Annotated in this window: 24 protein-coding genes; 9 read left to right on the top strand and 15 right to left on the bottom strand. The window is 62.9% G+C overall.

Going from position 1 to position 26,881, the window contains the following annotated elements; translation table 11 throughout:
• Positions 1 to 24 precede the first annotated feature (24 nt).
• Together betC and VWZ81_RS03195 are read right to left on the bottom strand one after the other, a co-directional pair.
• Positions 25 to 1,533 carry a choline-sulfatase gene (betC, locus tag VWZ81_RS03200; protein WP_416542074.1) on the bottom strand — a complete coding sequence of 503 codons (1,509 nt, stop codon included), beginning with the start codon at positions 1,531 to 1,533 and terminating at the stop codon, positions 25 to 27.
• A gap of 182 nt (positions 1,534 to 1,715) precedes the next feature.
• Entirely contained in the window at positions 1,716 to 2,924 is a 1,209-nt protein-coding gene (locus VWZ81_RS03195; RefSeq protein WP_416542073.1) for a BCCT family transporter, read from the bottom strand.
• Between the two features lie 159 nt (positions 2,925 to 3,083).
• Between VWZ81_RS03195 and betI the strand changes: the two genes are divergently transcribed.
• Positions 3,084 to 3,659 carry a choline-responsive transcriptional repressor BetI gene (gene betI / locus VWZ81_RS03190; protein WP_340546046.1) on the top strand — a complete coding sequence of 192 codons (576 nt, stop codon included), beginning with the start codon at positions 3,084 to 3,086 and terminating at the stop codon, positions 3,657 to 3,659.
• A 55-nt stretch (positions 3,660 to 3,714) separates the two neighbouring features.
• Here the strand turns inward: betI and VWZ81_RS03185 are convergent, their stop codons facing one another.
• The 3 genes from VWZ81_RS03185 to VWZ81_RS03175 form a co-directional block, all read right to left on the bottom strand.
• Complete coding sequence (locus VWZ81_RS03185) at positions 3,715 to 4,785, bottom strand: DUF1036 domain-containing protein (protein WP_416542072.1); 1,071 nt, start codon at positions 4,783 to 4,785, stop codon at positions 3,715 to 3,717.
• A 66-nt stretch (positions 4,786 to 4,851) separates the two neighbouring features.
• Complete coding sequence (locus tag VWZ81_RS03180) at positions 4,852 to 5,820, bottom strand: DMT family transporter (RefSeq protein WP_416542071.1); 969 nt, start codon at positions 5,818 to 5,820, stop codon at positions 4,852 to 4,854.
• 136 nt (positions 5,821 to 5,956) lie between these two features.
• Complete coding sequence (locus VWZ81_RS03175; protein ID WP_416539044.1) at positions 5,957 to 6,562, bottom strand: LysE/ArgO family amino acid transporter; 606 nt, start codon at positions 6,560 to 6,562, stop codon at positions 5,957 to 5,959.
• Positions 6,563 to 6,700: 138 nt separating this feature from the next.
• On the opposite strand from VWZ81_RS03175, the gene VWZ81_RS03170 reads away from it, so the two are divergent.
• Complete coding sequence (locus tag VWZ81_RS03170) at positions 6,701 to 7,585, top strand: LysR family transcriptional regulator ArgP (RefSeq protein ID WP_340546050.1); 885 nt, start codon at positions 6,701 to 6,703, stop codon at positions 7,583 to 7,585.
• Between the two features lie 110 nt (positions 7,586 to 7,695).
• Positions 7,696 to 8,526: a hypothetical protein gene (locus tag VWZ81_RS03165; RefSeq protein ID WP_416542070.1), complete on the top strand. Its 831-nt coding sequence runs from the start codon at positions 7,696 to 7,698 to the stop codon at positions 8,524 to 8,526.
• 9 nt (positions 8,527 to 8,535) lie between these two features.
• Here the strand turns inward: VWZ81_RS03165 and VWZ81_RS03160 are convergent, their stop codons facing one another.
• Entirely contained in the window at positions 8,536 to 9,006 is a 471-nt protein-coding gene (locus tag VWZ81_RS03160) for a GNAT family N-acetyltransferase (protein ID WP_416539047.1), read from the bottom strand.
• Between the two features lie 88 nt (positions 9,007 to 9,094).
• Entirely contained in the window at positions 9,095 to 9,835 is a 741-nt protein-coding gene (locus VWZ81_RS03155) for a YebC/PmpR family DNA-binding transcriptional regulator (RefSeq protein ID WP_340546053.1), read from the bottom strand.
• 180 nt (positions 9,836 to 10,015) lie between these two features.
• Between VWZ81_RS03155 and VWZ81_RS03150 the strand changes: the two genes are divergently transcribed.
• Both VWZ81_RS03150 and VWZ81_RS03145 read left to right on the top strand, forming a co-directional pair.
• On the top strand, positions 10,016 to 11,791 hold the full coding sequence (locus VWZ81_RS03150; RefSeq protein WP_416535104.1) for an SLC13 family permease: 1,776 nt from the start codon (positions 10,016 to 10,018) through the stop codon (positions 11,789 to 11,791).
• Positions 11,792 to 11,902: 111 nt separating this feature from the next.
• Positions 11,903 to 13,573, top strand: coding sequence for an FAD-binding dehydrogenase (locus VWZ81_RS03145; protein WP_416542069.1), 1,671 nt, complete (start codon positions 11,903 to 11,905; stop codon positions 13,571 to 13,573).
• Between the two features lie 51 nt (positions 13,574 to 13,624).
• On the opposite strand, the gene VWZ81_RS03140 is transcribed toward VWZ81_RS03145, so the two are convergent.
• From VWZ81_RS03140 to mgtE, 4 genes are all read right to left on the bottom strand, one after another.
• Positions 13,625 to 15,403, bottom strand: a complete 1,779-nt coding sequence (locus VWZ81_RS03140; protein WP_340546056.1) for an SLC13 family permease — start codon at positions 15,401 to 15,403, stop codon at positions 13,625 to 13,627.
• Positions 15,404 to 15,700: 297 nt separating this feature from the next.
• Entirely contained in the window at positions 15,701 to 16,513 is an 813-nt protein-coding gene (locus VWZ81_RS03135) for a TIGR00282 family metallophosphoesterase (RefSeq protein ID WP_340546057.1), read from the bottom strand.
• 115 nt (positions 16,514 to 16,628) lie between these two features.
• The gene (locus VWZ81_RS03130) at positions 16,629 to 17,189 is read right to left on the bottom strand and encodes a 5-formyltetrahydrofolate cyclo-ligase (RefSeq protein ID WP_416542068.1); all 561 of its coding nucleotides are present in this window, start codon (positions 17,187 to 17,189) and stop codon (positions 16,629 to 16,631) included.
• 60 nt (positions 17,190 to 17,249) lie between these two features.
• Positions 17,250 to 18,638 (bottom strand): magnesium transporter, encoded by a 1,389-nt coding sequence (gene mgtE, locus VWZ81_RS03125; protein ID WP_416535100.1) that lies wholly within the window; start codon positions 18,636 to 18,638, stop codon positions 17,250 to 17,252.
• Between the two features lie 136 nt (positions 18,639 to 18,774).
• Between mgtE and guaD the strand changes: the two genes are divergently transcribed.
• Complete coding sequence (gene guaD / locus VWZ81_RS03120) at positions 18,775 to 20,061, top strand: guanine deaminase (RefSeq protein WP_340546060.1); 1,287 nt, start codon at positions 18,775 to 18,777, stop codon at positions 20,059 to 20,061.
• A 122-nt stretch (positions 20,062 to 20,183) separates the two neighbouring features.
• Here guaD and VWZ81_RS03115 read toward each other — a convergent pair whose 3' ends face one another.
• From VWZ81_RS03115 to VWZ81_RS03105, 3 genes are all read right to left on the bottom strand, one after another.
• Positions 20,184 to 21,524 (bottom strand): 8-oxoguanine deaminase, encoded by a 1,341-nt coding sequence (locus tag VWZ81_RS03115; protein WP_416542067.1) that lies wholly within the window; start codon positions 21,522 to 21,524, stop codon positions 20,184 to 20,186.
• A gap of 115 nt (positions 21,525 to 21,639) precedes the next feature.
• Complete coding sequence (gene hisN / locus VWZ81_RS03110; RefSeq protein ID WP_340546336.1) at positions 21,640 to 22,434, bottom strand: histidinol-phosphatase; 795 nt, start codon at positions 22,432 to 22,434, stop codon at positions 21,640 to 21,642.
• 65 nt (positions 22,435 to 22,499) lie between these two features.
• The gene (locus VWZ81_RS03105) at positions 22,500 to 22,871 is read right to left on the bottom strand and encodes a helix-turn-helix domain-containing protein (RefSeq protein WP_340546062.1); all 372 of its coding nucleotides are present in this window, start codon (positions 22,869 to 22,871) and stop codon (positions 22,500 to 22,502) included.
• Between the two features lie 367 nt (positions 22,872 to 23,238).
• On the opposite strand from VWZ81_RS03105, the gene VWZ81_RS03100 reads away from it, so the two are divergent.
• A complete protein-coding gene (locus VWZ81_RS03100; RefSeq protein WP_416542066.1) occupies positions 23,239 to 24,207 on the top strand; it encodes an NADPH:quinone oxidoreductase family protein in 969 nt (322 codons plus the stop codon).
• 73 nt (positions 24,208 to 24,280) lie between these two features.
• Here the strand turns inward: VWZ81_RS03100 and VWZ81_RS03095 are convergent, their stop codons facing one another.
• Positions 24,281 to 25,174: a LysR family transcriptional regulator gene (locus VWZ81_RS03095; protein WP_416535096.1), complete on the bottom strand. Its 894-nt coding sequence runs from the start codon at positions 25,172 to 25,174 to the stop codon at positions 24,281 to 24,283.
• A 127-nt stretch (positions 25,175 to 25,301) separates the two neighbouring features.
• Between VWZ81_RS03095 and VWZ81_RS03090 the strand changes: the two genes are divergently transcribed.
• Both VWZ81_RS03090 and VWZ81_RS03085 read left to right on the top strand, forming a co-directional pair.
• Complete coding sequence (locus VWZ81_RS03090; RefSeq protein ID WP_340546065.1) at positions 25,302 to 25,517, top strand: DUF1127 domain-containing protein; 216 nt, start codon at positions 25,302 to 25,304, stop codon at positions 25,515 to 25,517.
• A 507-nt stretch (positions 25,518 to 26,024) separates the two neighbouring features.
• Entirely contained in the window at positions 26,025 to 26,801 is a 777-nt protein-coding gene (locus VWZ81_RS03085) for a Bax inhibitor-1 family protein (protein ID WP_340546067.1), read from the top strand.
• The last annotated feature ends 80 nt before the right edge of the window (positions 26,802 to 26,881 follow it).

Raw genomic sequence — 26,881 nt, 5'->3', positions numbered from 1 at the left:
GGCGTAGGAGTATGTGTGAGTGGTCTATTCGCCGCGAGGAAAGCGGTTGCCGTCCTCAACGTCGTTCAGATCCATATGGTTGCGCATGTAGCGTTCGGATGCTTTTTGCAGCGGCTGGTAGTCCCAGGGGAAATAGCCGCCCTGGCGCAGGGCTTCGTAGACGACCCAGCGGCGGGCCTGACTGGCGCGCACCTCTGCGTCGAAGGTCTCAAGGTTCCAGCGGGCCTCGGATTTGGCGCGCAGGGAGTTCAGCGTGCCGGCATGGGCCGGGTCCGCTGCCAGATTGGTCAGCTCGTGCGGGTCGGCCTCCAGATCAAACAGCTGGTCGGGATCGAGCGCGCAGCGGGTGTATTTCCATTTGCCATAGCGCAGGCAGACCAGCGGCGCATAAGAGGCCTCGGCTGCGTATTCCAGGGCGACGGGTGCGCTGCGCTCCTCCCCAAGGGCCAAAGGCAGCAGGTTCTGCCCATCCGTCCAGGGGTCGATCTCTGCCATATCCACACCGGCCAGCGCGCCCAGCGTTGGCGTCACATCGAGGGTGGAGACCGGGGTGTCGATCCGGCCCGCGGGCAGGTCCGGCGCGGAGATCATCAGCGGCACCCGCGCGGAGCCTTCGTAGAAGGTCATCTTGAACCACAATCCACGCTCGCCCAGCATGTCGCCATGATCGGAGACAAAGAGGATGATCGCCTCTTGCCGAGTGGTTTCCAGCACCTCAAGGATCTCGCCGATCTTGTCATCAAGATAGGAGATATTGGCGAAATAAGCACGGCGGGAACGTTTGATGTCCTCTTGCGAGATATCAAAGCTGCGCCAGTCGTTGGCGTCGAAAATCCGTTTGGCGTGGTTGTCGTGGTCGGCGTAGGCCATTGCCGGGATTTCGGGCAGCAGGTGCTCGCAGTCCTCGTAAAGGTCCCAGTACTTGCGGCGCGCCACATAGGGGTCATGAGGATGGGTAAAGCTGACGGTCAGCGCCCAGGGGCGATCGTCCTTGCCACGGGCCAGATCGTAGAGCTTGGCCTTGGCGTGATGGGCGACCTCATCGTCATATTCCATCTGGTTGGAAATCTCGGCGATGCCTGCGCCGGTGACCGATCCCATATTGTGATACCACCAGTCGATCCGCTCTCCCGGTTTGCGGTAATCCGGCGTCCAGCCGAAATCGGCCGGGTAGATGTCGGTGGTCAGCCGGTCCTCGAACCCGTGCAGCTGGTCGGGGCCGACAAAGTGCATCTTGCCGGAAAGGCAGGTGTAATAGCCCGCACGGCGCAGATGATGGGCGTAGGTGGGGATGTCGCTGCGAAATTCGGCGGCGTTGTCATAGACGCCGGTGCGCGAGGGCAGCTGGCCGGACATGAAAGACGCCCGCCCCGGCGCGCAGAGGGGCGAGGCGGTATAGGCATTGGCAAAACGGGTGGAGCGGGCGGCCAGTTTTTTCAGGTTCGGCGCATGCAGGAACTCGGCGGGACCATCGGGGAACAGCGTGCCGTTCAACTGGTCAACCATCACGATCAGGATGTTCGGGGCAGTCATATGTCGAAGCGCTCCTTATGGTCTGCGATGCGGCCTGTGGCCGGGTGATCTGGGGCGACAGATTGGAGAGAGCCAAGGCGCGAGGCCCATGGCGCAAAAGACCAAACCTGTCGGATATCTCGGTGCGGCGATGCCGCGAAAGGCCCCGGCCCTGCCATCTGGCGGGCCGGGGCGCCCGGTCTTTAGTGGGCTGTCTTGATACGATCGAAATCGAGGGTGTTTTCCTCAGGCGAGGCAGTGATGGCCGCAACTTCGCTGCGCTTCTTCACGAAGATGTAGATCAGGCAGGCGATGTAGATGCCGATCACCACGGTGCCGACCCACTGGATCTGCAGCCACTGGCTCTGGAAGGCCAGGGTCAGGGCAAAGAGCGCCACGGCGTTGCCAAGCACGTAAGGCAGCTTGCCCAGACGTTCGGCGCTGAGGTTCATGTTGTCGGTGTAAAGGCGGATCAGCGAGTCAAACGAGTTGATCACGAAGAGGATGCCAACAACCGTCATGGACCAGTTGATCAGACCAGCGGTGGGAATGGTGTTGAGGTGGTAGAAATACAGCACCGAGAACCAGACCGCGAGCGGGATCGACGGGAACACCAGCAGTGAGGCCAGCAGCTGCCATGTGGTCAGGCCACCGACAAAGCGCGAGGTGAACTGGCCGATCATGATCGACCATGCAAACCACCAGAACAGGTAGAATTCATGGTATTCGGTCAGCGGCAGGATGAATTTGTGGATATTACCGAAGTAGCCGCCGATATTGCCGGCCGTGCTGACAAACTCACCCAGCCCCATGCCGGCATAGGCCCACATGCCGAGGATCAGCGCGAAGAACAGGAAGGTGGAGGCCACCGACAGGATACGGACGTATTTGATATCGGTCGAGGAATAGGCCGCCGCCAGGATCACCAGGAAGCAGATCACATAGAAGGCCGGGATGACCGTCTCGCCGTCGCCGACTTCGGCGATGTAATATGGCATGTAGATCAGGAACAGCGCGCCGGTGAAGGCGCAGGTGGTGATGATCACCAGATTGTTCAGCAGCTTCACGATGCCGATTTCAAAGAACTTCACCCGCGGCTCGATGGCGCAGAAATAGAAGGCGGTCAGGAAGTAGAACGCCCAGATCAGGAAGCCCCAGAAGCCAAATTCGAGCGCCAGCGGATTGGTGAAGGCATAGGCGGGCTCTGTCGCCGTATCCGCGTAAAGCGGGAAGTCGAAGGCGAGTGGGAACATGATCAGCCCCACATCCAGACCCGAGGTGAAAAGAATAGCGATGAAGGTGAACAGCGGCACCGGGGTGACCCCGACGATGCGCATGTTCCACCATTTGATCACGCAGAAAATCACCAGCGCAAAGGCCAGCAAGATCCCGGCTGAGATGATTGTTGTCATACGTCCCTCCCTTGGATGGGCGTTGGTCGCCCTTTTGACGTGTGCGACAGACATAGCAGAAAACGGGAGGTCCCCAAATAGTTTTTAAATGACCATTCAAGATCCGGAATAGTCATAACAGGAGTTGAAACGCAGACCGAGCTGGCGCAAGACTTCTATATGGCTAGAAAAAGAATTCGCGACATCCGGAACGAAGAGCTGATCGAAGCAACCATCGTTGCGGTCCACCGCCGCGGCTATGGTGTTGTTACCATGGCGGAAATCGCGAAGGAAGCGGGGGCCTCGGCAGCCTCGATCAACTATTATTTCGGCTCCAAGGAAGGGCTGATGGAGGCCACGATGCGCCATCTGCTGAACAAGCTGCGCCTGGCGATGATTCGTGGATATGCCACGGCGCAGACGCCAAAAGAGCGGCTTTATGCGGTGATGGACGCCAATTTTGACGATGATTTGTTCCGTGTCGCGCCCTGTAGCCTGTGGATGCAGTTCTGGGCCAGCGCGCCTTATTCGAGTCGTCTGTCGCGGCTGCACAGAATCAACCGCAGCCGCGTGCGCAGCCATTTCCGGGCCGAGCTGAAATGCCTGTTGCCGCAGGACCGGGTCGAAACCGCCCGTCAGGCGCTGCAATGTTATATGGATGGCGTCTGGCTTCAGGCGGCCCAGTCCGAAACGCCGCTGGATCCCGAACAGGCGCGCCGGGCGGCACATCGGGTTGTGGATCTGGCGATCGGCTGACAGCCAGTGAGCCGGACCGTTGCCCGACGATCTGGCCCGTCGACCGGATGGCAGTTCAGTTCAGCGGCAGGTCCTGACGGCGATAGTGCAATCGGCTGTCACGCGGCATGTAGCCCAGCACCAGATCGGTCTCCGTGAGGGAGAGGATGCGGTAACAATGGGTCGGGCCGCCGTCCTCGGCCTGGGCGACGAGGAACGGGCCCGCACCCTCAGCATCAGCGCAGGCGGTCTGCACCGAGAGCAATTCGGTCATGGTTTCGACCGAGCCGTAGAAATTGCGCCGCGCCGCCCCTTCGACCACAAAAAGATCGTAGGCATCCGACTGTGAGACCCACCTGCCCGCCAGCTGAGTAAGCAGGGTGTCATATCGGGTCTCGTCCCGTTCTGTCAGCGCGCTGATGCTGGCCTGGATGACGCGATCCCCGACCGCCAGACGATTGCCGGCCACCCGCACCGGAGCGCCTGCATCCAGCGTCAGCAGACGCTCGATGATGGCAGGCTCTGTCGCGCCGTCATTGATGACGCAGATCTGCCCCTCCTCCATCACCAGCTTGCAGATCACCCGCCCGTCGCTCTGCCGGACCTCGCAGCCCTGAAAGGTGACATCCCGATCAAACCCGCTGTCCGGCGGCGCGGTGGCACCTGACGCCGCGCTTTCAGGCGGGGCGTGACGCGGGCGGGAATGTTCGCTGAGCTGCGCCACATAGGCGATTTTGGCGCCGGGGGCATCGGTGGTTGTGGCGGGCGCCTGGGTGTCGATCTTGGCAAAAAATGCGCTGTCATAGCCACGTATGGCGCAATCATGGTCGCCATAGATGGTGAACTCATCCGGCGCGGTGCAGAAGGAAATCCGCTCATCCTGAAACTGCCAGTCCTGTGCCTCGCTTCGGAAGTAGTAGAAGCGGTTGCGCAGCGGGGCGTCGATCACCCGCTCGCAGGTGGCGGGTGGCAGCTGCCACCAGCCACGGGAGATCCAGCGCCCGTCATCGCGGAACGCCAGGCTGAGCGACTGCGGCACTGCGGTGTCATTGCAGATCTCCAGCCCGACATGACCGGTGTCGGCCCGAGCCGATTGCACCAGCGCCGCCGGTGCAATCAGAAGAGCCAAGATCCATCGGACGCGCATGTCGTTCACCTCTATTCTCGAATTATTCCGGTGTCCCTATCAGTGCTCTGTGACGGTTTTGCGAAATCAGACCTTTGTGGCGAGGCTGGCAGGTGTCAGCGCCCGGCGTTTCAGCACCGCCTCCCGCCAGGTGATGAAGCTGACAGCGGCCAGGATCAGGCAGCCACCGGCGACAACCCAGATATCCACCGCCTCTTCGAAGACGAGGGCGCCGAGAAGTGTCGCCCAAAGCAATTGTAGAAAGGTTACCGGCTGGGTCACCGTCACCGGCGCTGACGCAAAGGCAAGCGTCATGGTGAAATGCCCCGCTGTCGCAAAACAGGCGACCGCAAAGAGGACAGCCAGCTCCCAGATGTTCGGGGTCACCCAGACCGCGGCGGCAAAGGGAGCCAGAAACACCGTGACCCAGATCGACAGCATCGCCACGACAACCACCGGGTTGGTGCCATCAACCGTTGTCTTGGCCAGAAGGTAGGACGCGCCAAAGGCCAGCGCGGTAAAGAGCATGGCAAGATGGCCTGCCTCTACCTCGCGAAATCCGGGGCGCAGGATGATCAGCGCGCCCAGCAGCGCCACAAGAATGGCGCCCACACGGCGCAGGGCCATCCGTTCGCCCAGAAAGAGGGCGGCACCGATGGAGACATAGATCGGCGACAGGTAGTTCATCGCCGTGACCTCGGCCAATGGGATCTGCGTCATGGCAAAGAACCACAGGATCACCCCCAGCGTATGCACAAAGCCGCGCATGGCAAACAGCCCCCAGAGCCGGGCGGTGAGCCGCGACCGGCGCAGCGTCGCGACCATCGGCACCAGAAACACCAGCCCCATCAGGTAGCGCAGAAAGGCCGATTCCGCAGGCGGGATGCGATTGCCGAGGTATTTGACAAGGGCGGTCACCGCGACAAAACACAGCCCCGTCACCAGCATCCAGAACACCCCTTTTACCGGGTTGCCGACGGCGGGCGCCGGCGGCCTTGCGGCGGCGGCGGTGGCGGCGCGGTCGGATGTGGGATGGTCGTCGGATGGAGCAGTCATAGCGCACATGAGAGCACCGGGGCGGTCGCAGAACAACCCTTCACATATGAAATATGTTCTTGTCCCAGGCGGCAAGACCGGGTTTGTGCGTGACGCGCACAGAGGCATATCAGAACCTGTATGACACCCCGCACTGTCACATCATCAGCAGCTTGATGGCGATGGCCCACATGGTCAGCCCCACCAGCACGTCCAGCAGCTGCCAGGCTCGGGGTCGGGCAAAGACCGGTGCCAGCAGGCTGGCCCCGTAGCCAAGCGTGAAGAAGAAGACAAAGCTCGACAGCGCCGCACCAAGGCCAAAGACCAGCGGCTGCGGATATTGCGCCGAGATCGAGCCAAGCAGCACCACGGTATCGAGATACACATGCGGGTTGAGCCAGGTCAGCGCCAGCACCGTGGCCAGCATCGGCCAGAGTGTCACCGGCGCGCCCTGCCCGTCTGCGCTGTCCAGATGCGCGCCACCGCGCCATGCCGACCTGAGGCTGCGCGCGCCATACCACAGCAGGAAGGCCGCGCCGCCAAGTCGCATCGCCAGCTCGAACCACGGCAGTGCCAGCGCCAGCGAGCCGAAGCCCAGCACACCTGCGGTAATCAGCAGCGCATCGGAGCTGGCGCAGGTGAGGCAGATCCAGAACACATGCTGGCGTCTGAGCCCCTGCCGCAGCACAAAGGCATTCTGCGCGCCAATGGCCATGATCAGGCTCAGGCCGAGAAAGAAACCGGCAATCAGGCTGGAAGGCATGGGATCTGTCCTTTGTCATCTTGGTGCAGGCGGCCTGGTCCAACAGCTGACCTGGTGGTGGTCGTGGCCTGTGCTTTGACTAAGGTGCTGAGCGGGTGTAAGCAAATTAATCTGACTTACCTAAATTAAGATCTGCTAATGCAATTCGATCCCAATCACCTCGCCGCGCTATCGGCTGTCTTGCGGCTCGGCTCGTTTGAGGCGGCCGCGCAGGCCTTGCGGGTGACGCCGTCGGCGATCTCGCAGCGGATCCGGGCGCTGGAGGATCGCATTGGCAGCAGCCTCGTGCAGCGCGGCAGCCCCTGTCTGGGCACCGAGGCCGGTCTGCGGATCGCCAAACATGCCGAGGATGTCGCCCTGCTGGAGGCGGCAGTGTCCGACGATCTGCGGCTGGAGCGCGCGCCCGGTGCCTCGCGGCTGCGGGTGGCGATCAATGCCGACAGTCTGGCGACCTGGTTCGTTCCGGTGATGGCGGCCTGCGAGGGGCTGCTGTTTGATCTGGTGATCGACGATCAGGACCACAGCGCCGACTGGCTGCGCCGGGGCGAGGTTTCGGCAGCGGTGACGGCCCGCGCCAAGCCGGTGACCGGCTGCGATGCCCACCCGCTGGGGGCGCTGCGCTATATCGCGACCACCTCGCCTGCGTTCCGCGACCGCTGGTTTGCCAGCGGCGTGACCCCGGAGACGGCGCGTCGTGCGCCCTGTCTGATCTTCAACGCCAAGGATCAGCTTCAGGCGCGCTGGCTTGGCGCACATGTGGGGCCGGGGATTGCGCCACCTGCGCATTTCCTGCCGTCGAGCCAGGGATTCGTCGATGCGGCGCTGGCGGGCGTCGGCTGGGGGATGAACCCCGAGCAGCTGGCTGCGCCCTATCTGACGGCCGAGCAGCTGTGCCCGCTGATCCCAGACACCCCGCTGGATGTACCGCTGACCTGGCAGGTGAGCCGGGTTCTGGCCCCGGCCCTTGCCGATGTGACCCGTGCCGTGCTCAAATCAGCCCGTCGGCATCTGACGCCGATCTAACCACCGGGGGCACGAATACAGTGCCAGAGGACCACAAAGGCAACAGAACGGACGGCAGGTTATCCAGCCTGAAGACAGATCCCGCCCGCAGCTCGCCGGAGCGGCTGCATATGCTGACGCTGGGCCGCAGTTTCCTGTGGCAGCTGGTGTTGCCACGGCTGCTGGTGCTGCTGACATGGGCGCTGCTGAACACGGTTGTCGTGCTGCCGCTTCGGCTGCTTTATGCGCTGGTGCTGATTGATGGGCTGTTGCTGCTGTGGCAGGCGCGCAGTTTCCTGCGCAGCGCCGATGCCCATATTCGCGACACCGGTCATCTGGCGCCGGTCTGGGGCGGCTATCTGGCCATTCTCTTCGCCGGTTTTGCAACGGTGACCCTGTGGTGGGACGCAGTGCTGATCGCAACCACCCCGGAGGAGCCGGATTATGCCGAAACCGAACGGCTGGCGCGCGAGGCGCTATATGATCTGTCGATCACCCCGGATGGGCGTCGGCTGGTCTTTGCCGGGGAAATCCCGCATGGGCTGACGCGCCGGGTGGCGGCGATGATGGCCGAGGCCCCTGCCCTGCGCGAGGTGGCGCTGAGCGGTCCGGGCGGGCTGATCTATGAGGCGCGAGGTGTGGCCCGGCTGATCCGGGAGCGCGCATTGGACACGGTGGCCGAGGGTCCCTGCGCCTCGGCCTGCACCTTGGTCTTTGCCGCCGGAGAGGAGCGCAGGCTCGCCAAGGGAGGCAGCCTTGGGTTCCATTCTTATGCGCTGGCCTTTCCCGGTGGGTTGCCGCAGGTCGATCTGAACCGCGAACAGGCCCGCGACCGCGATTTTCTGATTGCACAGGGGGTCAGCGCCGATTTTGCCGAACGGCTGTTTGCCACCGACCATCGCCAGCTCTGGACACCGGATGCGGACGAGCTGCGGCGCGCAGGTGTGCTGACCCGGCCCTAAGGCGCGGGTTTATTGCAGCGATTTGGTCATTCGGTAGTTGTGCAGCATCACGCCGCGCCGTTCAAAATCGCGCCGCCCCTCATCGCTGAAGCCCTGCCGGGTGAAGAAGCGCTTTGCGGCCTCGCTGGCCTCGACATAGAGGATCTTCAGCCCCAGATCGCGCGCCCGGATCTCCAGCTGACGATAGAGCGCCACGCCGACGCCTGTGCCCGCCACATCCGGGTGGCAGTAGAAACAATCAATATGGCCGTCCTGCTCCAGCTCGATAAAGCCCTGCGGCTGATCGCGGCCGTCAACCGCAACGAAGATGACCCGCCCGTCCAGAGCGCGGCTTTGCCAGACCGTGGCGGGGGCGGCTTCCGGGCTCCATGCGGCGCATTGAGCGGCGGTGTAGTCCTGCCGCGCAACACCATGCACGGCGGCATGAAAGATCTGCGCCACTGCGGCGGCATCTTCGGCGCGGAACTCTCTGATCTGCATCGGGTGGCCTTTCTACAGCATTCCCAAGGGGTTCACAGAAAAAGGCCCGCCGGGCTGGCGGGCCTTGAAAATCGCATCGGACGCTGGCTCAGAGCTGCGCCATCACCTCGTCGGAGGCTTCAAAATTGGTGGTGACCCGCTGCACGTCGTCGTCATCTTCCAGCGCATCCACCAGCTTCATCAGCTTCTGCATGCCTTCGAGATCCAGCTCGGTTGTGGTGGTGGGTTTCCAGACCAGCTTGGTCGATTCAGATTCGCCCAGTTCAGCCTCAAGCGCGGTGGAGACCTCGTTGAGGTCGGTGTCGGCGCAGTAGATCAGATGCCCGTCCTCGGCGCTTTCGACATCCTCGGCACCGGCTTCGATGGCGGCCATCATGACGGTATCGGCATCGCCGACAGCGGCGGGATATGTCACCTCGCCCTTGCGTTCGAACATGAACCCCACGGAACCGGTTTCGCCGAGGTTGCCACCGTTCTTGGAGAAGGTGGAGCGCACGTTGGAAGCGGTGCGGTTCTTGTTGTCGGTCATGGTTTCGACGATCACGGCGACACCGTTGGGGCCATAGCCCTCATAGCGGATTTCGTCGTAGTTCTCGGCGTCGCCGCCGGTGGCTTTCTTGATCGCGCGGTCAATCACATCCTTGGGGACGGACTGGCTTTTGGCTTCCTTGACGGCCAGACGCAGACGCGGGTTCTTGTCCGGGTCGGGGTCGCCCATCTTTGCGGCGACGGTGATTTCCTTGGAGAGTTTCGAGAACAGTTTCGACCGCGCGGCGTCCTGACGGCCCTTGCGGTGCTGGATGTTCGCCCATTTGGAATGGCCTGCCATGGTGCATCCTTGCTAATTCAATTTCGGATCTGGCGCCCATATAGCCCCGACACCGGGGGGCTTTCAAGCGCCCCATATCCGGCCCGGCGCACCATGCGGGCGGTGACAGCCGTGAGCCGCACTGCATCCGGCGTGCAGGGAGGCGCTTGTCCCGCAGCGCGCAACCGCTAGAGTGGCGCCATGACATTTGACCAGATTGTATTGTTCGCCCTCTTCGCTGCTGTCTTTGGCCTGCTGCTGTGGGGCAAGTATCGCTATGATATCGTGGCTTTTTCCGCATTGATGGTGGCGGTCCTGCTGGGGGTGGTGCCTGCCAATGACGCCTTTGCCGGATTTGGCCATCCGGCAACATTGGTGGTGGCACTGGTGCTGGTGGTTTCGGCCGGGCTGGTGCGCTCGGGTGCGGTGTTTCTGATCACCCGCACGCTGGTCGACAGCAGCCGCAATCTGGGCGCACATATCGCGCTGATGGGCGGTATTGGCGCGGTGCTGTCGGCCTTTATGAACAATGTCGCGGCGCTGGCGCTGCTGATGCCGGTGGACATCCAGACCGCGCGCAAGGCCGGGCGGGCGCCGGGACTGAGCCTGATGCCGCTGTCCTTTGCCACCATTCTGGGCGGTATGGTGACGCTGATCGGCACGCCGCCCAATATCATTATCGCGTCGATCCGGGCCGAAACTCTGGGCGAACCCTTCGGAATGTTCGACTTTGCCCCGGTCGGCGGCATCGCGGCGCTGGCGGGGCTGCTGTTTGTGGCGCTGATCGGCTGGCGGCTGATCCCGCTGCGCCAGAATGCGGCCGGCGACTCGGAGGCACAGCTGTCGCAGTATATCGCCGAGCTGACGGTGCCCGAAGGATCGGGCCTGATCGGTCAGCGTCTGGGCGAGCTGGACGCGGAAGCCGACAAGGCCGATGTGGCGATCCTCGGGTTGATCCGCGACGGCAAGCGGCTCTATGGGCGCGCGGCGGGTCAGCTGCTGCGGGCCGGTGATGCGCTGGTGCTGGAGGCCACGCCCGAGGCGCTGGATGAATTCCGCACCGCCGCCTCGCTCGATTTTGCCGATGCCGCCCGGCAGGAGAAGCTGGGCGCCGCCGGTGATGGGCTGGAGCTGGTCGAGGTGGTGGTGCCGGAAACCGCCCGTATCAAGGGGCGCAGCGCGCAGGCGCTGGGGCTGGCCTGGCGGCAGAACACCGTGCTGATGGGGCTGGCGCGGCAGGGCCGCCGCCTGACCCGGCATATCCGGCAGGAACAGATCGAGGCGGGGGATATCCTGCTGCTGCTCTGCCCGCGTGATCGCGGCACGGATGTCACCGAATGGCTGGGCTGCCTGCCGCTGGCGGAACGCGGCCTGTCGGTCACGGCCAATGACAAGACCTGGCTTGCCATCGCGCTGTTTGCAGGCGCGGTGCTGGCGGCCTCGCTGGGTATCATCTACCTGCCGATTGCGCTGGGGCTGGTGGTGGTGGCCTATGTGCTGACCAAGATCCTGCCGCTGGCGGAATTATACGACCATATCGAATGGCCGGTGGTGGTTCTGCTCGGCTCGATGATCCCCTTGGGGGCGGCGCTGGACAGTGCCGGCGGCACTGCGCTGATCGCCGAGAGCCTGCTGACGCTGACCGCAGGCATGCCCGCCTGGGCCATTCTGACCGTGCTGATGGTGGTCACCATGACGCTGTCGGATGTGTTGAACAACACCGCCACGGCCATTGTCGCGGCCCCGGTCGGGATCCAGATGGCCAATGGTCTGGGCGTGTCGCCGGATCCGTTCCTGATGGCGGTGGCGGTGGCGGCCTCGGCGGCGTTCCTGACCCCCATCGGGCATAAGAACAACACGCTGGTGCTGGGTCCGGGCGGCTACCACTTTGGCGATTACTGGCGCATTGGCCTGCCGCTGGAGGTGCTGATCATCGCCGTCTCCATCCCCGCAATCCTGCTGTTCTGGCCGCTGTGATCGGCGCTGTGGCGCTGCTGTGACCCAACGGCAGGGACCGCAGGGTTTGCGCCGCGCCCCTCTGCACGCTTAGGCTGATCCCACAACCGGGACCAACAGCAGAGGCACGCCATGGGACAGCCGACGGACAACAGCGCAGATGTGATCATCGTCGGGGCCGGGCTGGCCGGGCTGGTGGCGGCAGCCGAACTGGGCGACCGGGGCAAGCGGGTGATCCTGCTGGATCAGGAGCCTGCGCATTTCCTGGGCGGTCAGGCGCATTGGAGCCTGGGCGGGCTGTTCATGATCGACACGCCCGAGCAGCGCCGCATGGGCATTCGCGACTGTCCCGATCTGGCGCGGCGCGACTGGTTCGGCAGCGCCCAGTTTGACCGCCCCGAAGACCATTGGCCGCAACGCTGGGCGCGCGCTTATCTGGACTTTGCCAGCGGCGAGATGCGGGCCTGGCTGCATGGTCTGGGGATGCGCTGGTTTCCAGTGGTCGGCTGGGCTGAACGGGGCGGTGGCGACGCCGAGGGGCATGGCAATTCGGTGCCGCGCTTTCACCTGACCTGGGGCACCGGACCGGGGGTGGTCGCCCCCTTTGCCGCGCGGGTCGAAGCCCATATCGAGGCTGGTCTGATCCAGCCGCGCTTTCGCCATCAGGTGAGCCATATCATCACTCAGGGCGGCACTGTCAAAGGTGTCTCCGGCGAGGTCTTGGCGGCAGATGACGCGCCGCAGGGGGCCCGCACCAACCGTCAGGAAATCGGCGAATTCGAGGTCTATGCGCCCTCGGTGCTGGTCGCCTCGGGCGGGATTGGCGGCAATCTGGATGCGGTGCGCCAGAACTGGCCGGTGGAGCGGCTGGGACCTGCACCGCGCCGCATGGTGGCAGGCGTGCCCTTTCACGTCGATGGGCGGATGATCCCGATTGCGCAGGCGGCGGGCGGCCATGTCATCAATGCCGACCGGATGTGGCATTACACCGAAGGGCTGCGCAACTGGGATCCGATCTGGCCCAACCACGGCATCCGCATTCTGCCCGGGCCATCGTCGATGTGGTTTGACGCCAGAGGCGACCGGCTGCCTACGCCTTATCTGCCGGGGTTCGACACGCTGGGCACGCTGCGCGAGATCCTCAAGACGGGCCATGATTACAGCTGGTTCATCCTGAGCCAGAAGATCATCCAAAAGGAATTCGCCCTGTCGGGGTCCGAACAGAACCCCGATCTCACCTCCGGCAAATGGGGCGAGGTGCTGCGCGCCCGGCTGTTGTCGCGGGGCAAGGCCCCTGCCCCGGTTGAGGCCTTCAAGAAACATGGTGCGGATTTTGTGGTGGCCGACACGCTGAGCGAGCTGGTGGCGGGCATGAATGAGATCGGCGATGTCGCGCTGGAGGAAACCCACCTGCGGCATCAGATCGAAGCGCGCGATGCCCAGGCCGACAATCCCTTTGCCAAGGATGCGCAGATCATCGCCATCAATGCCGCGCGCAACTACCGGGGCGACCGGCTGATCCGCACCGCCAAGCCGCATCGGATTCTGGACCGCGCCAATGGGCCGCTGATCGCGGTGCGGCTGAATATCCTGACCCGCAAGTCACTGGGCGGTTTGCAGACCGATCTTGACGGGCAGCTGATTGGCGCCGATGGCACGCCGGTGCAGGGACTGTTTGCCGCCGGAGAGGTCGCAGGCTTTGGCGGTGGCGGCTATCACGGCTACAACGCGCTGGAGGGCAGCTTTCTGGGCGGCTGCCTGTTTACCGGTCGTCAGGCAGGCCGGTCCCGCGCCATCGCATGAGCGGCCAAAACCTGCGGTAACTCTTGGTTAACAAACCCTTACCGGCCGTTTTTAAAGCGGCCAGAAGAAGGGAATGAGGATGGAGGCCAGAAGGCCGACGCTGAAGTTCAGTGGAATTCCAACGCGCAGGAAGTCGGTGAATTTGTAACCGCCCGGACCGTAGACCAGCATATTGGTCTGATAGCCGATTGGCGTCGCAAAAGAGGCCGAGGCCGCAACCATGACCGCAACCACCAGCGGGCGCGGATCAATGCCCATGGCCTGTGCCAGCCCGACCGCAATCGGCGTGACCACCACCGCCACGGCATTGTTGGAGACCAGCTCGGTCAGGATCGAGGTCAACAGATAGACGGCCCAGACCAGCAGGAACGGCGGCAGCAGCGACAGCGAGGGGGCCACCGCATCCACGATCAGACGCACCGCACCCGAGCTTTCCAGGGCGGCCCCGATCGCGAGCATGGCAAAGATCAGCGTCAGCAGGCGCCCATCGACAAATGAGAAAGCCTCATCCGCGTCGATGCAGCGGGTGATCAGCACGGTGGAGACGGCCAGCACCGACAGCAGCAGGATTGGCGCCACATTGAGCGCGGCGAGCAGCACGATCCCGATCAGCGCGGCAATGGCAATGGGGGCGTGGCGCCGGCGATAGGCGCGCACCGAGGGTTGCGAGACGGCGGCCATATCCATATCGGCGGCCAGTCGCTGGATATCCTCGACATTGCCTTCCAGCAGCAGGGTATCGCCTACGCGCACCACCAGATCCTCAAGCTGCACACCGATGTTCTGATTGCGCCGATGCACCGCCAGCACATAAACGCCATAGCGCCGCCGCAGGCGCATCGCGCCGAGCGACCGTCCCACCATGCGGCATCCGGGGGTGATCAGCACCTCCACGGTTGTGGTTTCCACGGTGGAGACCTGATCGACGCGCTTCAGTTCCTTGTTGCGTTGCAGGCTGAGGAGTTCGGTCATCTGGGTGCGCAGCACCACGCGGTCGCCGACCTGAAGCTCAACCCCTTTCAGCGCGTTGCGCAGCGAGATATCGCCGCGAATGACATCGACCAGACGGACGCCGGGCCGTTTGAACAGCTGCACGCCGGTGACTTCGCGGCCGATCAGGTTGCTGTCCGGGGGGATCACCGCCTCGGTGAAGAATTTCATGCGGGACCGGTCGCTGAGCAGGCTGGCCATGCTGCTGCGATCCGGCAGCAGGCGCGGCGCGATGAAGCGCAGGTAGATCATGCCCCAGATCACCAGAATGATGCCAAGCGGTGTCACTTCGAAGATGGTGAAAGGCGTCAGCCCCTGCGCCCGCGCGACACCGTCAACCAGCAGGTTGGTAGAGGTGCCGATCAGCGTCAGCGTGCCGCCCAGGATGGCCGCATAGCTGAGCGGGATCAGCATCTTGGAGGCGGAAACGTTCATTGTGCGGGCGATCTGGATGAACACCGGGATCATCACCACCACTACCGGCGTATTCGACACCACCGCCGAGGCGGCAACGACAAAGACCATCAAGAGCGCAATGGCCAGTTTCGGATTGACCTCGGCCTGTTTGCGGGCCTGCGCGGTAAAGGCATCCAGCGCGCCGGTGCGCACCAGCGCGCCCATGATGATGAACATGGCCGCAATGGTCCAGGGCGCCGGGTTCGACAGCACGGGCAATGCCGCCTGATAGGGCAGAACGCCGGTTGCCAGCATCGCCGAGACACCGGCCAGCGCCACCACCTCGGTCGGGAAGGTTTCCCGCAGGAAAGCGGCAAACATGGCCACCACGATCAGCAACGTCAGAACCGCGCCACCGGTTTCGCCAAGGGGAATGAACTGCATCAGGGGTAAAGACATCCAAGAGGTTGAGAGATCAATCATCGGCGACCTGAAAGAACTGCGCGAACCGCCTCGCATATCGCGCGGCCCAAGGGAGTGAACCTGATCCGGTCACCGGAGGCAAGTGTTTCGCAACACGATGGGAGCATCTGGTCCCTATTTAGCGGTCCTTTGCGAATAAGCTTCGGAATTTGAGGGGTTTGGCGGGCGAATATCCCGCCCCGCCTGCCCAGATTTCGCGCATGGAACGGGCGGGGTTGCCGTGGCCTGCACTAGGGGGCCTGGATCGGGTGGCCAGCGTCAGGGAGTTGCCTGCTCGAGAAGGCCGCCGACCCGGATCATGCGGATCGATTTGGCCGCCCCGGTGCGATCATCGGTTTCGACAAAAACACCCGACAGGGTTGCCGGGCCTTCGGCCGGGGTAAAGCGGTTCTTGGGCATGCCGGTGAGGAAACGGCGCATTGGTTCGGCTTTCTCCATGCCGATCACCGAATTGTAATCGCCGCACATGCCAGCATCGGTCAGATAGCCGGTACCCTCCGACAGGATCTGCGCATCGCCCGTCGGCACATGGGTATGGGTGCCCACCACCAGCGACGCGCGGCCATTGCAGAAATGGCCCATCGCCATCTTCTCGGAGGTGGCCTCGCAGTGCATATCCACGATCACCGCCTGCGCCAATCCGCCACGCGGGTGCGATTTCAGCACCGCCTCAACGGCGCCGAAGGGATCGTCATAGGCCCGTTTCATGAACACCTGCCCCAGTGCCTGCACCACCAGCACCTTGCGCCCACCCGGAGCATTGAACAGCCGGTAGCCGCGCCCCGGCGCGTTTTTGGCAAAATTCAGCGGCCGGATGATGCGCGGCTCTTTCTCAATGGCCTGCAACATGTCCTTCTGGTCAAAGGCATGATCGCCAAGCGTCAGGCAATCGGCCCCGGCATCCAGCAGCAGCTTGGCGTGTTCGCCATTGAGCCCCATACCGTTTGAGGCATTCTCGCCATTGACCACGACAAAATCGAGCCGCCAGTCCTTGCGCATCTGCGGGAGGTGTTCGGAAATGGCCTTGCGTCCCGCACGGCCCATGACATCGCCAAGAAATAATAGTCGCATTGCCGCGTGGTACGCCGTTGCAAGGCTCAGGACAAGAGCCGCGTTGCGGGTGCAAAACTTTTTGAAAAGTTTTGCCAAGGTTTTTTGACAAACCCTTGGCCCGTCGCAGCGGGTGTCAGCTGAACTGCAACACCCGGCTTTCGGTGATCAGCATGTCCAGCGGCTGGTCGGTGGGCTCCAGCGGCAGGCTTTCGGCCTCCTGCGCGTCAAAGGCAAAACCGATGGCGAGGGTTGGACGTTTGGCCCGCAGCAGCTCAAGAGTGCGGTCATAAAAGCCGCCGCCATAGCCCAGCCGCCCGCCGCGCGCATCAAAGGCGACCAGCGGCACGATCAGGATTTCCGGTTCGAAATAGTCATCGACCTCCGGCACCTTTGCCCCAAAGGGACCGTCGCGCAGCGCGCCATCAGGCTGCCAGCGGCTGAAGTTCAGCGGTGTATCCTTCGCCTTGATCACCGGCACACCAACAGGGCCATGAGCGGCGGCTTCCGCCATCGCAGGAAGCGGGTCGATCTCGGTGCGGATCGGCATATAGCCCGACAGCGGCACGCCGCGATAGCCTGCCAGCACCTCCGAGAGATGCCCCGCGACACCGGGCTTATTCATGTCAAAGGCGGCCTTGCGGCGCTGAAAGGCGGCCTTGCGGGCGTCGGCCTTGATCTGGGTGAGGTCATCCATGATGCGGCTCCTGTCAAAGCAAGTGAACACCACCCGGACGGGCAGCAACAGCGGGCAGGATCAGAGCAGCAACACCCCGGCCAGCCCGAGAAAGGCAAAGAAACCAACGATATCCGTGACCGTCGTCACAAAGGCGCCGGAGGCCAGCGCCGGGTCGACGCCGATTTTCTCCAGAATAATCGGCACCGCTGTCCCCGCCAGCCCTGCGACGACCAGATTGATCACCATAGCGACGGCGATCACGACGCCCAGCATGGGTGAGCCAAACCAGAGGATGCCGACAACGGCCATGATCAGCGCAAAGGCGAGGCCGTTCACCAGCCCCACCAGGACCTCCCGCCGGATCACCCGCCAGACGTTGGAGCCGGTGAGGTCGCGGGTGGCCAGTGCGCGCACCGCCACGGTCAGCGACTGGGTGCCGGCATTGCCACCCATCGAGGCCACAATGGGCATCAGCACCGCCAGCGCCACAAATTCCGCAATCGTCGCCTCGAACTGGGCAATCACCAGCGAGGCCAGAATCGCCGTTGCCAGATTCACCGCCAGCCAGGGAAAGCGTTGCTTCGTTGTGGCCATGACCCGGTCGGCCAGGCTGCCTTCACCGACACCGGCCAGACGCAGGATGTCTTCTTCATGTTCCTCATCCAGCACGATCATAGCGTCATCCATGGTGATGACACCAACCAGCCGCCCCTCGTCATCGACAACCGGGGCCGAAATCAGGTGATACTGGTTGAAGGCATAGGCGACGTCTTCTTCGTCCTGATCGGCGGGAATGATCTGAAAGGTGTCTTCGACGATCTCGCTCAGCCGCACCTCCCGTTTCGAGGACATGATACGGCCAAGCGTGACATTGCCCACCGGGTGCAGCCGCGGGTCGACCAGAACCACATGGTAGAACTGATCCGGCAGGTGTTCGGATTCACGCATGAAATCAATCGCCTGCCCCACCGTCCAGTGGTCGGGGGCCATCACCACCTCGCGCTGCATCAGACGGCCGGCGGAATTCTCCGGGTAGCTCAGCGATTGCTCCACCGCGACCCGGTCGGCATCTTCGAGCGTATTGAGGATGGCCGCCTGCTGAGGCTCTTCCAGATCCTCCAGAAGGTCGACCACATCATCGCTTTCGAGGTCGCGCACCGCCTCGGCCAGAACCTGCGGCGCCAGCAGCGAAATCACCTCTTCGCGGATTGATTCATCCAGTTCCGACAGGATCTCGCCGTCGAATTCGCGGTCATAAAGGCGGATCAGGCGGCCACGTTCGTAGGCGCTGATCTGTTCCAGAAGGTCGGCGATGTCAGCGGCGTGCAGCGGCTCCATCAGCTCGGTCAGCTGAGGCTGGTCATCGGCCTCCACCGCCTCCAGAATCTGGGCAACCCGTTTGCGGTCCAGCTCGTAGGCATCCTCGAATGTGGCATCGACTGGCTCTTTTTGGTCATCTGCGATCATTCCGAGGCCCCTTTTGGTGATTGCTTCTGGAATAAAAGAAGCTGTTACCGAAAAACAATGACAATGACGTAATTTACCGTCGATGTCGCTGCGCGTATCCTGCGCATCGCAGTTTGGCAAGAAAGGACCGCGTTGGATGCAGGCAGAATTTATCTTACGGGGGCAGGTCCTGTCATTTGCGGGAGACCCGTTTGAGGGCGACCACCCCGAGGCTGCGGCGACGCTGCATGAAGCGGTGGCGATTGGTGGCGGCAAGGTGCTGGAACTGGGCGCGGCTGATGCGCTGCGCAAGGCCCACCCCTCCGCCAGCCTGGTGGATCATGGCGACCACCTGATCCTCGCCGGCTTTGTCGATGCCCATGTGCATTTCCCGCAGACCGCGATCATTGCCAGCTGGGGCAAGCGGCTGATCGACTGGCTGAACAGCTATACTTTCCCCGAGGAGATGCGTTTTGGCGACCGTGGCTATGCCGATGAAATCGCAGGCCGCTATCTGGATCTGACACGGGCCAATGGCACCACCACGATGTGCAGCTACTGCACCATCCACCCCGAAAGCGTGGAGGCGTTTTTCAGCGCCGCGCAGGCGCGCGGGCAGCGCGTGGTTGCGGGCAAGACCTGCATGGACCGCAACGCCCCCGAAGGCCTGCGCGACACCGCGCAATCGGCCTATGACGACAGCGCTGCATTGATTGGCCGCTGGCATGGCGTGGACCGGCTGTCCTATGCGATCACGCCACGGTTCTCGCCCACCTCGACCCCCGAACAGCTGGAGGCGATGGGCGCGCTTTGGGCCGAGCACCCCGACTGCCTGATGCAGACCCATCTGAGCGAGCAGACCGACGAGATTGCCTGGGTGAAATCGCTGTTTCCCGAGGCCCGGGACTATCTGGACACCTATGAGCAATTTGGCCTGCTGGGCGAAGGTGGCCTCTACGGTCATGCGATCCATCTGGAAGACCGCGAGCGTGCCCGTCTGCGCGAGGTTGGCGCCGCGCTGGTGCATTGTCCAACCTCCAATACCTTCATCGGGTCTGGGCTGTTCGACATGGCCGGGCTGATGGCTGAGGGGCAACGCATTGGTCTGGCGACGGATACCGGTGGTGGCTCCAGTTTCTCGATGCTGCGCACCATGGCGGCGGCCTATGAAATCGGCCAGCTGCGCGGCACGCCGCTGCATGCTGCACAATTGCTGTGGCTGGCCACCCAAGGCTCGGCCCGCGCGCTGCGCATGGAGGCCCAGATCGGCAATCTCGCCCCCGGCATGGAGGCCGATCTGGTGGTCCTGGATCTGGCCTCGACCCCGGCGATTGCGCAGCGCTGCGCGGGCGCGCGCGATCTCTGGGAGGCGGTCTTTGCCACCATCATGATGGGCGATGACCGGGCGGTGACCGAGGTCTGGATCAACGGCGCGCGCAGCTGAGCCGGGCACCGAGGGGGAAAGAGGCGCTGATGCGCCTCTGCCTCCGGCGGGGATATTTCGGGCCAGAAGATGAGCGCCGCGCGCTGTCGCCGATCTGGTCAGCTGCGTCAGGCCAGCTGTCGTCAGGCCAGCTGCATCAGCCGTGTGGTGGCTTTTTGGTGCCGTTCAAGAAGGTCTGGCAGATCCACGGTCGCCAGCATGGCATCGCGGATGATCTGGCGCCCTTCGACAAAGAGATGTTTCACCTGCGCCGGCCCCGCCAGCAGCAGCGCCGCCGGATCCCAGCTGCCGCTGGAGGCGATGCCGGTCACGTCCCAGATCGCGATATCGGCACGTTTGCCCACCGCCAGCTGGCCGACATCGCGCCGCCCCAGCACCTCCGCGCCGCCACGGGTGGCAATCTCCAGCGCCTCATAGGCGCTCATGGCATCAGCCCCCTGTGCGACCCGCTGCAAGAGCATCGCCTGACGGGCTTCGCTGATCAGGCTGGCCATATCATTGCTGGCCGATCCATCCACGCCGAGACCAACCGGCACCTGCGCATCGCGCATGGCGCGCAGCGGCGCGATGCCGCTGCCAAGGCGGCAGTTGGAACAGGGGCAATGGGCAACACCGGTTCCGGTCCGGGCAAAGAGGTCGATTTCCCCGGCATCCAGTTTCACGCAATGGGCATGCCAGACGTCGGGGCCGGTCCAGCCCAGATCTTCGGCATATTGGCCGGGACGGCAGCCGAACTGCGCCAGGGAATAGGCGATATCCTCGTCGTTTTCGGCCAGATGGGTGTGCAGCATCACCCCCTTGTCGCGGGCCAGAAGCGCAGTGTCGCGCATCAGTTCGCGGCTGACGGAAAACGGTGAACAGGGCGCCAGCGCCACCCGGCACATGGAGCCTTCGGCGGGATCGTGGAACCGGTCCACCACCCGGATCATATCGTCGAGAATGGCGTGTTCCTCCTCGACCAGACTGTCCGGCGGCAGGCCGCCCGCGCTTTCGCCGATGCTCATGGCGCCGCGCGTCGGCTGGAAGCGCAGACCAATATCACCCGCCGCCTCGATGCTGTCCTCCAGCCGGGTGCCATTGGGATAGAGGTAGAGGTGATCGGAGGTGAGCGTGCAGCCCGAGAAGGCCAGTTCGGCCAGCCCCAGCTGGGCGGAGACATGGATGTCATCGGGGGTGAAGGCCGACCAGATCGGATAGAGCCGTTTGAGCCAGCCAAACAGCAGCGCGTCCTGCGCGCCGGGCACCGCGCGGGTGAGATTCTGATAGAGATGATGATGGGTGTTCACAAGGCCCGGGGTCACCACGCAGCCCCGGCCGCTGATCCGCTCGCCCTCCGTGGTGAGATCGCTGCCGATCTCGGCGATCACCCCGTCGCGGATCCGCAGATCGGCATGGGTCAGCTGGCGGCGCTGATCATCCATTGTCAGCGCGATATCAATATCTTCGATCAGAATTTCAGGCACAGGTCACACTCCGTCAGGCCGCCCATTTCGGTTCAGAAGTGTGATGGCGCGCCGACAGAATATGGGCAAAGGACTCGGCGCGTGGCCGAACCCTAATGGATTGCCCGAGGTCGTTTCAAGTGGTTTTGCGGATCAGGGCAAGCGCCGCGGCATGAAGCTCGGCGGTGGCTGCGGCCAGGACCTGACCGCCCTCATGCGCAGGCTCCCCCTGCCAGTTGGTCACCACGCCACCGGCGGCCTCGATGACCGCGATCGGCGCCTGGATGTCGTAGGCGTTGAGCCCGGCCTCGATCACCAGGTCACATTGCCCGGCGGCCAGCAGCGCATAGGCGTAGCAATCCATCCCGTAGCGGGTCAGCTGCACTTCGCTGGCGACCCGCTGGAAGGCGGCGCGTTCCGCTGCGCTGCCGACTTCGGGAAAGGTGGTGAACAGCGTAGCCGCCGACAGATCCGATGTCTTGCGGGTGCTGAGTGCGACCTCCCCCAGCGGGCCGGTCAGACTGGCCCCCTCGGGCGTACCAATGAACCGCTCACCGATATAGGGTTGATCAATGATGCCGAGGAAAGGGCCATCCGCATCGCCAAGGGCAATCAGCACCCCCCAGGTCGGGGTGCCACTGATAAAGCCACGGGTGCCGTCGATCGGGTCCAGCACCCATATGCGCCCGGACTGGCCACGGGTCTCGCCGTATTCCTCGCCGAGGATGCCGTCCTCGGGCCTGAGTTGCGAAAGCACCGCGCGCATCGCCTGTTCGGCGGCCCGGTCGGCGATGGTGACGGGATCGAAACCTTCGTCCAGCTTGTTGTCGGATTGCAGCCCGGCTGAGCGGAAATAGGGCAGGATCGCCTGACGTGCGGCATCGGCCATCCGATGGGCAACGTCCAGATCTGAGAACGCGGCTGAAGTCATACCCGAAGGGGTGACATTCAACCGCGCATATTTCAAGCCCCAAGCCCCCACTTGAGGCGGGAAAATCAGGCTGCGTCGCTGAGCACGCGCGCCAGTTCGAACAGACGACGGCGCTGGTTTTCAGGAATCGCATAGTAGGAGCGCACCAAATCCAATGCCTCCTTGTCGCCCATCAGATCGTCAGGCACGCGTGCCTTGTCCGATGCCGGGGCATCATCATCTTGCAGACCTTCAAAAAAGAAGCTGACCGGCACGCTGAGCGCGTCGGAAATATCCCAGAGCCGGGAGGCGCTGACCCGGTTTGCACCGGTTTCATATTTCTGGATCTGTTGAAATTTAATACCAACCAGCTCTGCGAGCTGCTGTTGCGTCATGCCGATGAGCCACCGGCGATGCCGGATACGTTTCCCCACGTGCACGTCCACTGGATGAGCCATGCGTTTCTCCTAAGATTTACAAAACTGGGTGCCACCCTAACCGCCTTTTTAAACCCCCGCCCACCCGGCAAATACCGCGTGGTGCCAATGTTGCCAAAAAACCCGACGGGTTTCTGGACAAACGACAAGGCGCTCCCATTGGAGTTGAGTGTACGACCTTAACGGTTGAATTCAAGCGTTCACTCTCGCCGGGGTCAGCACCTGTGCGGCAAACGCATGATTTCATGTACCAATTTTATTTCACTTTTTTGCATGTTTTACACATGTTCTCCACCTCCCCATAAATAGTGAGGTGATCTGAAGGCGAATCTGGCATGGTTTGGCCATTCAGAATCACCTTACCCCATGCCAGATATGGAAAAATGATATGCGCGCCTACAGTGTCAGCAGTTTTGACATTTCCCCGACTATCGCAGAAGTTGACGTAGGATCACCGGGAAGCGGAGAAGTTGCAGTTGCAATACACGCCTGTGGGTTGAACTTTGCCGATCTTCTTCTGCTCCGTGGCAAATATCAGGATACGCCGGACCTGCCATTTATTCCCGGTTTGGAACTGGCGGGCGTCATTCAGGCGCTTGGCCCTGATGTGGAGGGGCTGGCGGTTGGCGATCGGGTGGCGGTGTTTTCCGGTCAGGGCGGGCTGGCGGAGGCCGGGGTGTTTGCGGCCGATCGCGTCACGCGGATCCCCGATGAGATGTCCTTTGCCGATGCGGCGGCGTTTCAGATCACCTATGGCACCGGACTGGTTGCGCTGGATCACTGTGCGCGGTTGCAGCCGGGGGAAACCCTGCTGGTCACCGGCGCTGCCGGTGGTGTCGGGCTGACGGCTGTGGAAATCGGCAAACGTCTGGGCGCGCGGGTGATCGCCCATGCGCGTGGAGCCGAGAAGCTGGCCGTGGCCAAGGCGGCGGGCGCGGATCATCTGATCGACGCCGACGAGGATCTGCGGCAGGCGGTCAAGGATCTGGGCGGGGCCGATGTGGTCTATGAGGCGATTGGCGGCGATGTCTGGCAAGCGGCCTTTCGGTCTACCAACCCGGGCGGGCGGCTGCTGCCCATCGGCTTTGCCGGCGGCGAGGTGCCACAGATCCCGGCGAACCTCCTGCTGGTGAAGAACCTCAGCGTTATCGGGTTTTACTTTGGCGGCTACCTGAAGAGCCACCCGGCGGTGGTCAGGGGCGCCATCACGCGGCTGATCGACTGGTATCGTGACGGCTCGCTGCGCCCGCACATCAGCCACCGCCTGCCGCTGGAGGAGACTGACGCAGGGCTGGAGCTGCTACGCAACCGCAAAGCCACCGGCAAGGTGGTGATCATGATCCGGCCAGAGGCCTAGGCGACGGCAGCCGCCGCTGCGCAGGGCAGCCTCAGAGCGCGATCCTTGGGGTGCGATCCTTGGGGCCCAGGTCTCAGGCTGCGGTCCAATGGGACTGCGCCGCCGCCAGCGGTGTACTGATGTTGCGAAAGGCCTTCCGCACCAGAAAGGCAAGTTCGGTCACCATCGGAGAGCCCGAGGTTTCTGCCCCATAGAGGTTGATCAGCTGGATCGGCAGATCCGGCAGGCTGCCACCGTGGTCGATCTGTAGCAGATGCGGCGGCTCGGTGCCCTCGATCATGGTGTGGATCGCCAGATCGGCGCTGACCGTTGCCTCGATCGTGCGGTCACTATCGGTCTCCACCACCATTTCCCAGGCGATCCCGGCGGCGTCCAGCGCGCTCACCACCTTGGGCCGGAAGGTGCAATAGCGGCCAAAGGCCAGTTTCAGCGGGCGCTGCCGCCAGGCCGATCCATTGGGCGCACCAATCCAGCACAGCGGCCGCTTGGCCAGCGTTTCGCCGTTTTCCGAGGTGGCGGTTTCGGTGGTCAGGATCAGATCGCATTCACCGCGCGAAAACTGCTCTTTCAAAGAGCGGGTATAGCTGGAGATCAGCTGCACCTTCACCCGTGGAAATGAGGCGTTGAACCGCTGTAGCACCTGCGGGATCGCCGGGTAGACAATGTCATGCGGCACGCCGAGAACGATTTCACCTTCATAGGCCTGATCGGTGAGCCGCCCGATTACCTCGTCATTCAGTGCCACCATCCGGCGCGCATAGGCCAGCAGCTGCTCGCCCGATGCGGTCAGCGCAATGGTGCGGCCAGAACGGTCCAGCAGTTGCAGGCCCAACAGCTCTTCCAGCCGCTTCAGCTGCATGGAGACCGCCGATTGGGTCAGATGCAGAAAACCGGCCGCGCGGGTCACCCCACCATTGTCCGCAACCGCCACAAACGAGCGCAGCGTGGTAATATCGAGATTTCGCATCATCACAATCCCTGATGGTTTAAATCATAAACATTCGTTTTTCATATCAATCACACTCCGCCATATACATCAATAGAATTGATCAGACACTGCAACCTCATCAGAGTTCCAGAAAAGGACAAAAATCATGACCTATATGGACAACAGCCTGCGCAACTGCACCTGCGCGCCCCGCCGCTCGTTCCTCGCAACCGTTGCCCAACGCCTCGCCATCTGGCGCGAACGCCGGATGCTGGCCACGCTTGATCAAAGCGCGTTGGACGACATGGGCATCAGCAAGACCGAAGCCCAGGCAGAGGCCCGCCGCCCGATCTGGGACGCGCCGAGCAGCTGGACCCGCTAAAGGCGACGCGCCGACAAGGCTCACACCAAGCCTAATACGAAAAGAGGTCCGCGCTGCGGGCCTTTTGCACCCCCAACAGTCTGCCCCCGGATCAAGGTTGGGAGTCAAGGAACTCTCTGGGACCGTCACCGGAGGTGTCGCCGACGCACGACCGGCGGCCACCTGTGGCGATGCCGTGAAGATGGAAACTTTGTGCGTCTTTTGTGGGTTCATATGTTAGCCTGCAACAGGGTCGCCAGACAGCACCAACAGAACCGCACGCCCAAGTTGTGAAAACTGCCTCAGGGCGATCTCAGAGGGGGCGCGGACCCGGATCCGGAACACTTTGGTCTGGTTCTGTGCAAGCCCTCGCCAAACATCCCAGGTTTTTTGTCGATAATTCCACCGAAACTTCGGTCTACGGCCTTGAACCGCGCCCCGCTTCACCCGATATTTGCGAGGAACGCCAGGTCTCTGCACGCAGCAGGAAACCTGCGCGAGGGAGTTTAAAGACGGAGACCATGATACATGGCACAGTTTGACACCATCCGGTCCACAGCGGGCGCACGCTCTGCGGAGATCGATGCGGGCCTGCGCGCCCATATGAACAAGGTCTACGGCACCATGGCCGTGGGCACATTCATTACATTTCTGGCTGCCTGGGCCATCTCCGGCCTGGCGGTGACCTCCGATCCGGCCAATGCCGCAGCCCAGCTGAGCGCCGATAAATACCTGACCAGCATCGGCTATGCGCTTTACGCCTCGCCGCTTAAGTGGGTGATCATGTTTGCCCCGCTGGCCTTTGTGTTTGGCATCGGCGCCGCCGCGAACCGCATGTCGGCCGCGGGCGTCCAGCTGCTGTTCTACGTCTTCGCCACCGTGATGGGCCTGTCGATCAGCTCGATCTTCCTGGTGTTCACCGGCGAAAGCATCGTGCAGGTGTTCCTGATCACCTCCATCGCCTTTGCGGGCCTGTCGCTGGTGGGCTACACCACCAAGAAAGACCTCTCCGGCATGGGCGCTTTCCTGATCATGGGCCTGATCGGCCTGATCGTGGCGTCTATCGTCAACATTTTCTTGGCGTCGTCGGCAATGGCCTTTGCGATCTCGGTGATTGGCGTGCTGATCTTTGCGGGCCTCACCGCCTATGACACCCAGCGGATCAAGAACGACTATCTCCAGCACGCCCATATGGGCGACCAGGAATGGCTGGCGAAATCCGCCATCATGGGCGCGCTGAGCCTCTATCTGGACTTCATCAATATGTTCATGATGCTGCTCCAGCTGCTTGGAAACCGCGAATAACGCGACACCTTCCAGAGCCAACCAAGACCGGGGCGGATCATCACGATCCGCCCTTTTTCTTTGCCCGCGCTGCGGTTGCG

It is taken from the genome of Phaeobacter sp. JH20_34 (genome assembly GCF_048056095.1).
GTDB lineage: Bacteria > Pseudomonadota > Alphaproteobacteria > Rhodobacterales > Rhodobacteraceae > Phaeobacter > Phaeobacter bryozoorum.
The sequence above is the reverse complement of the archived record's forward strand: the minus strand, read 5'-3'. Positions and strand labels throughout refer to the sequence as shown.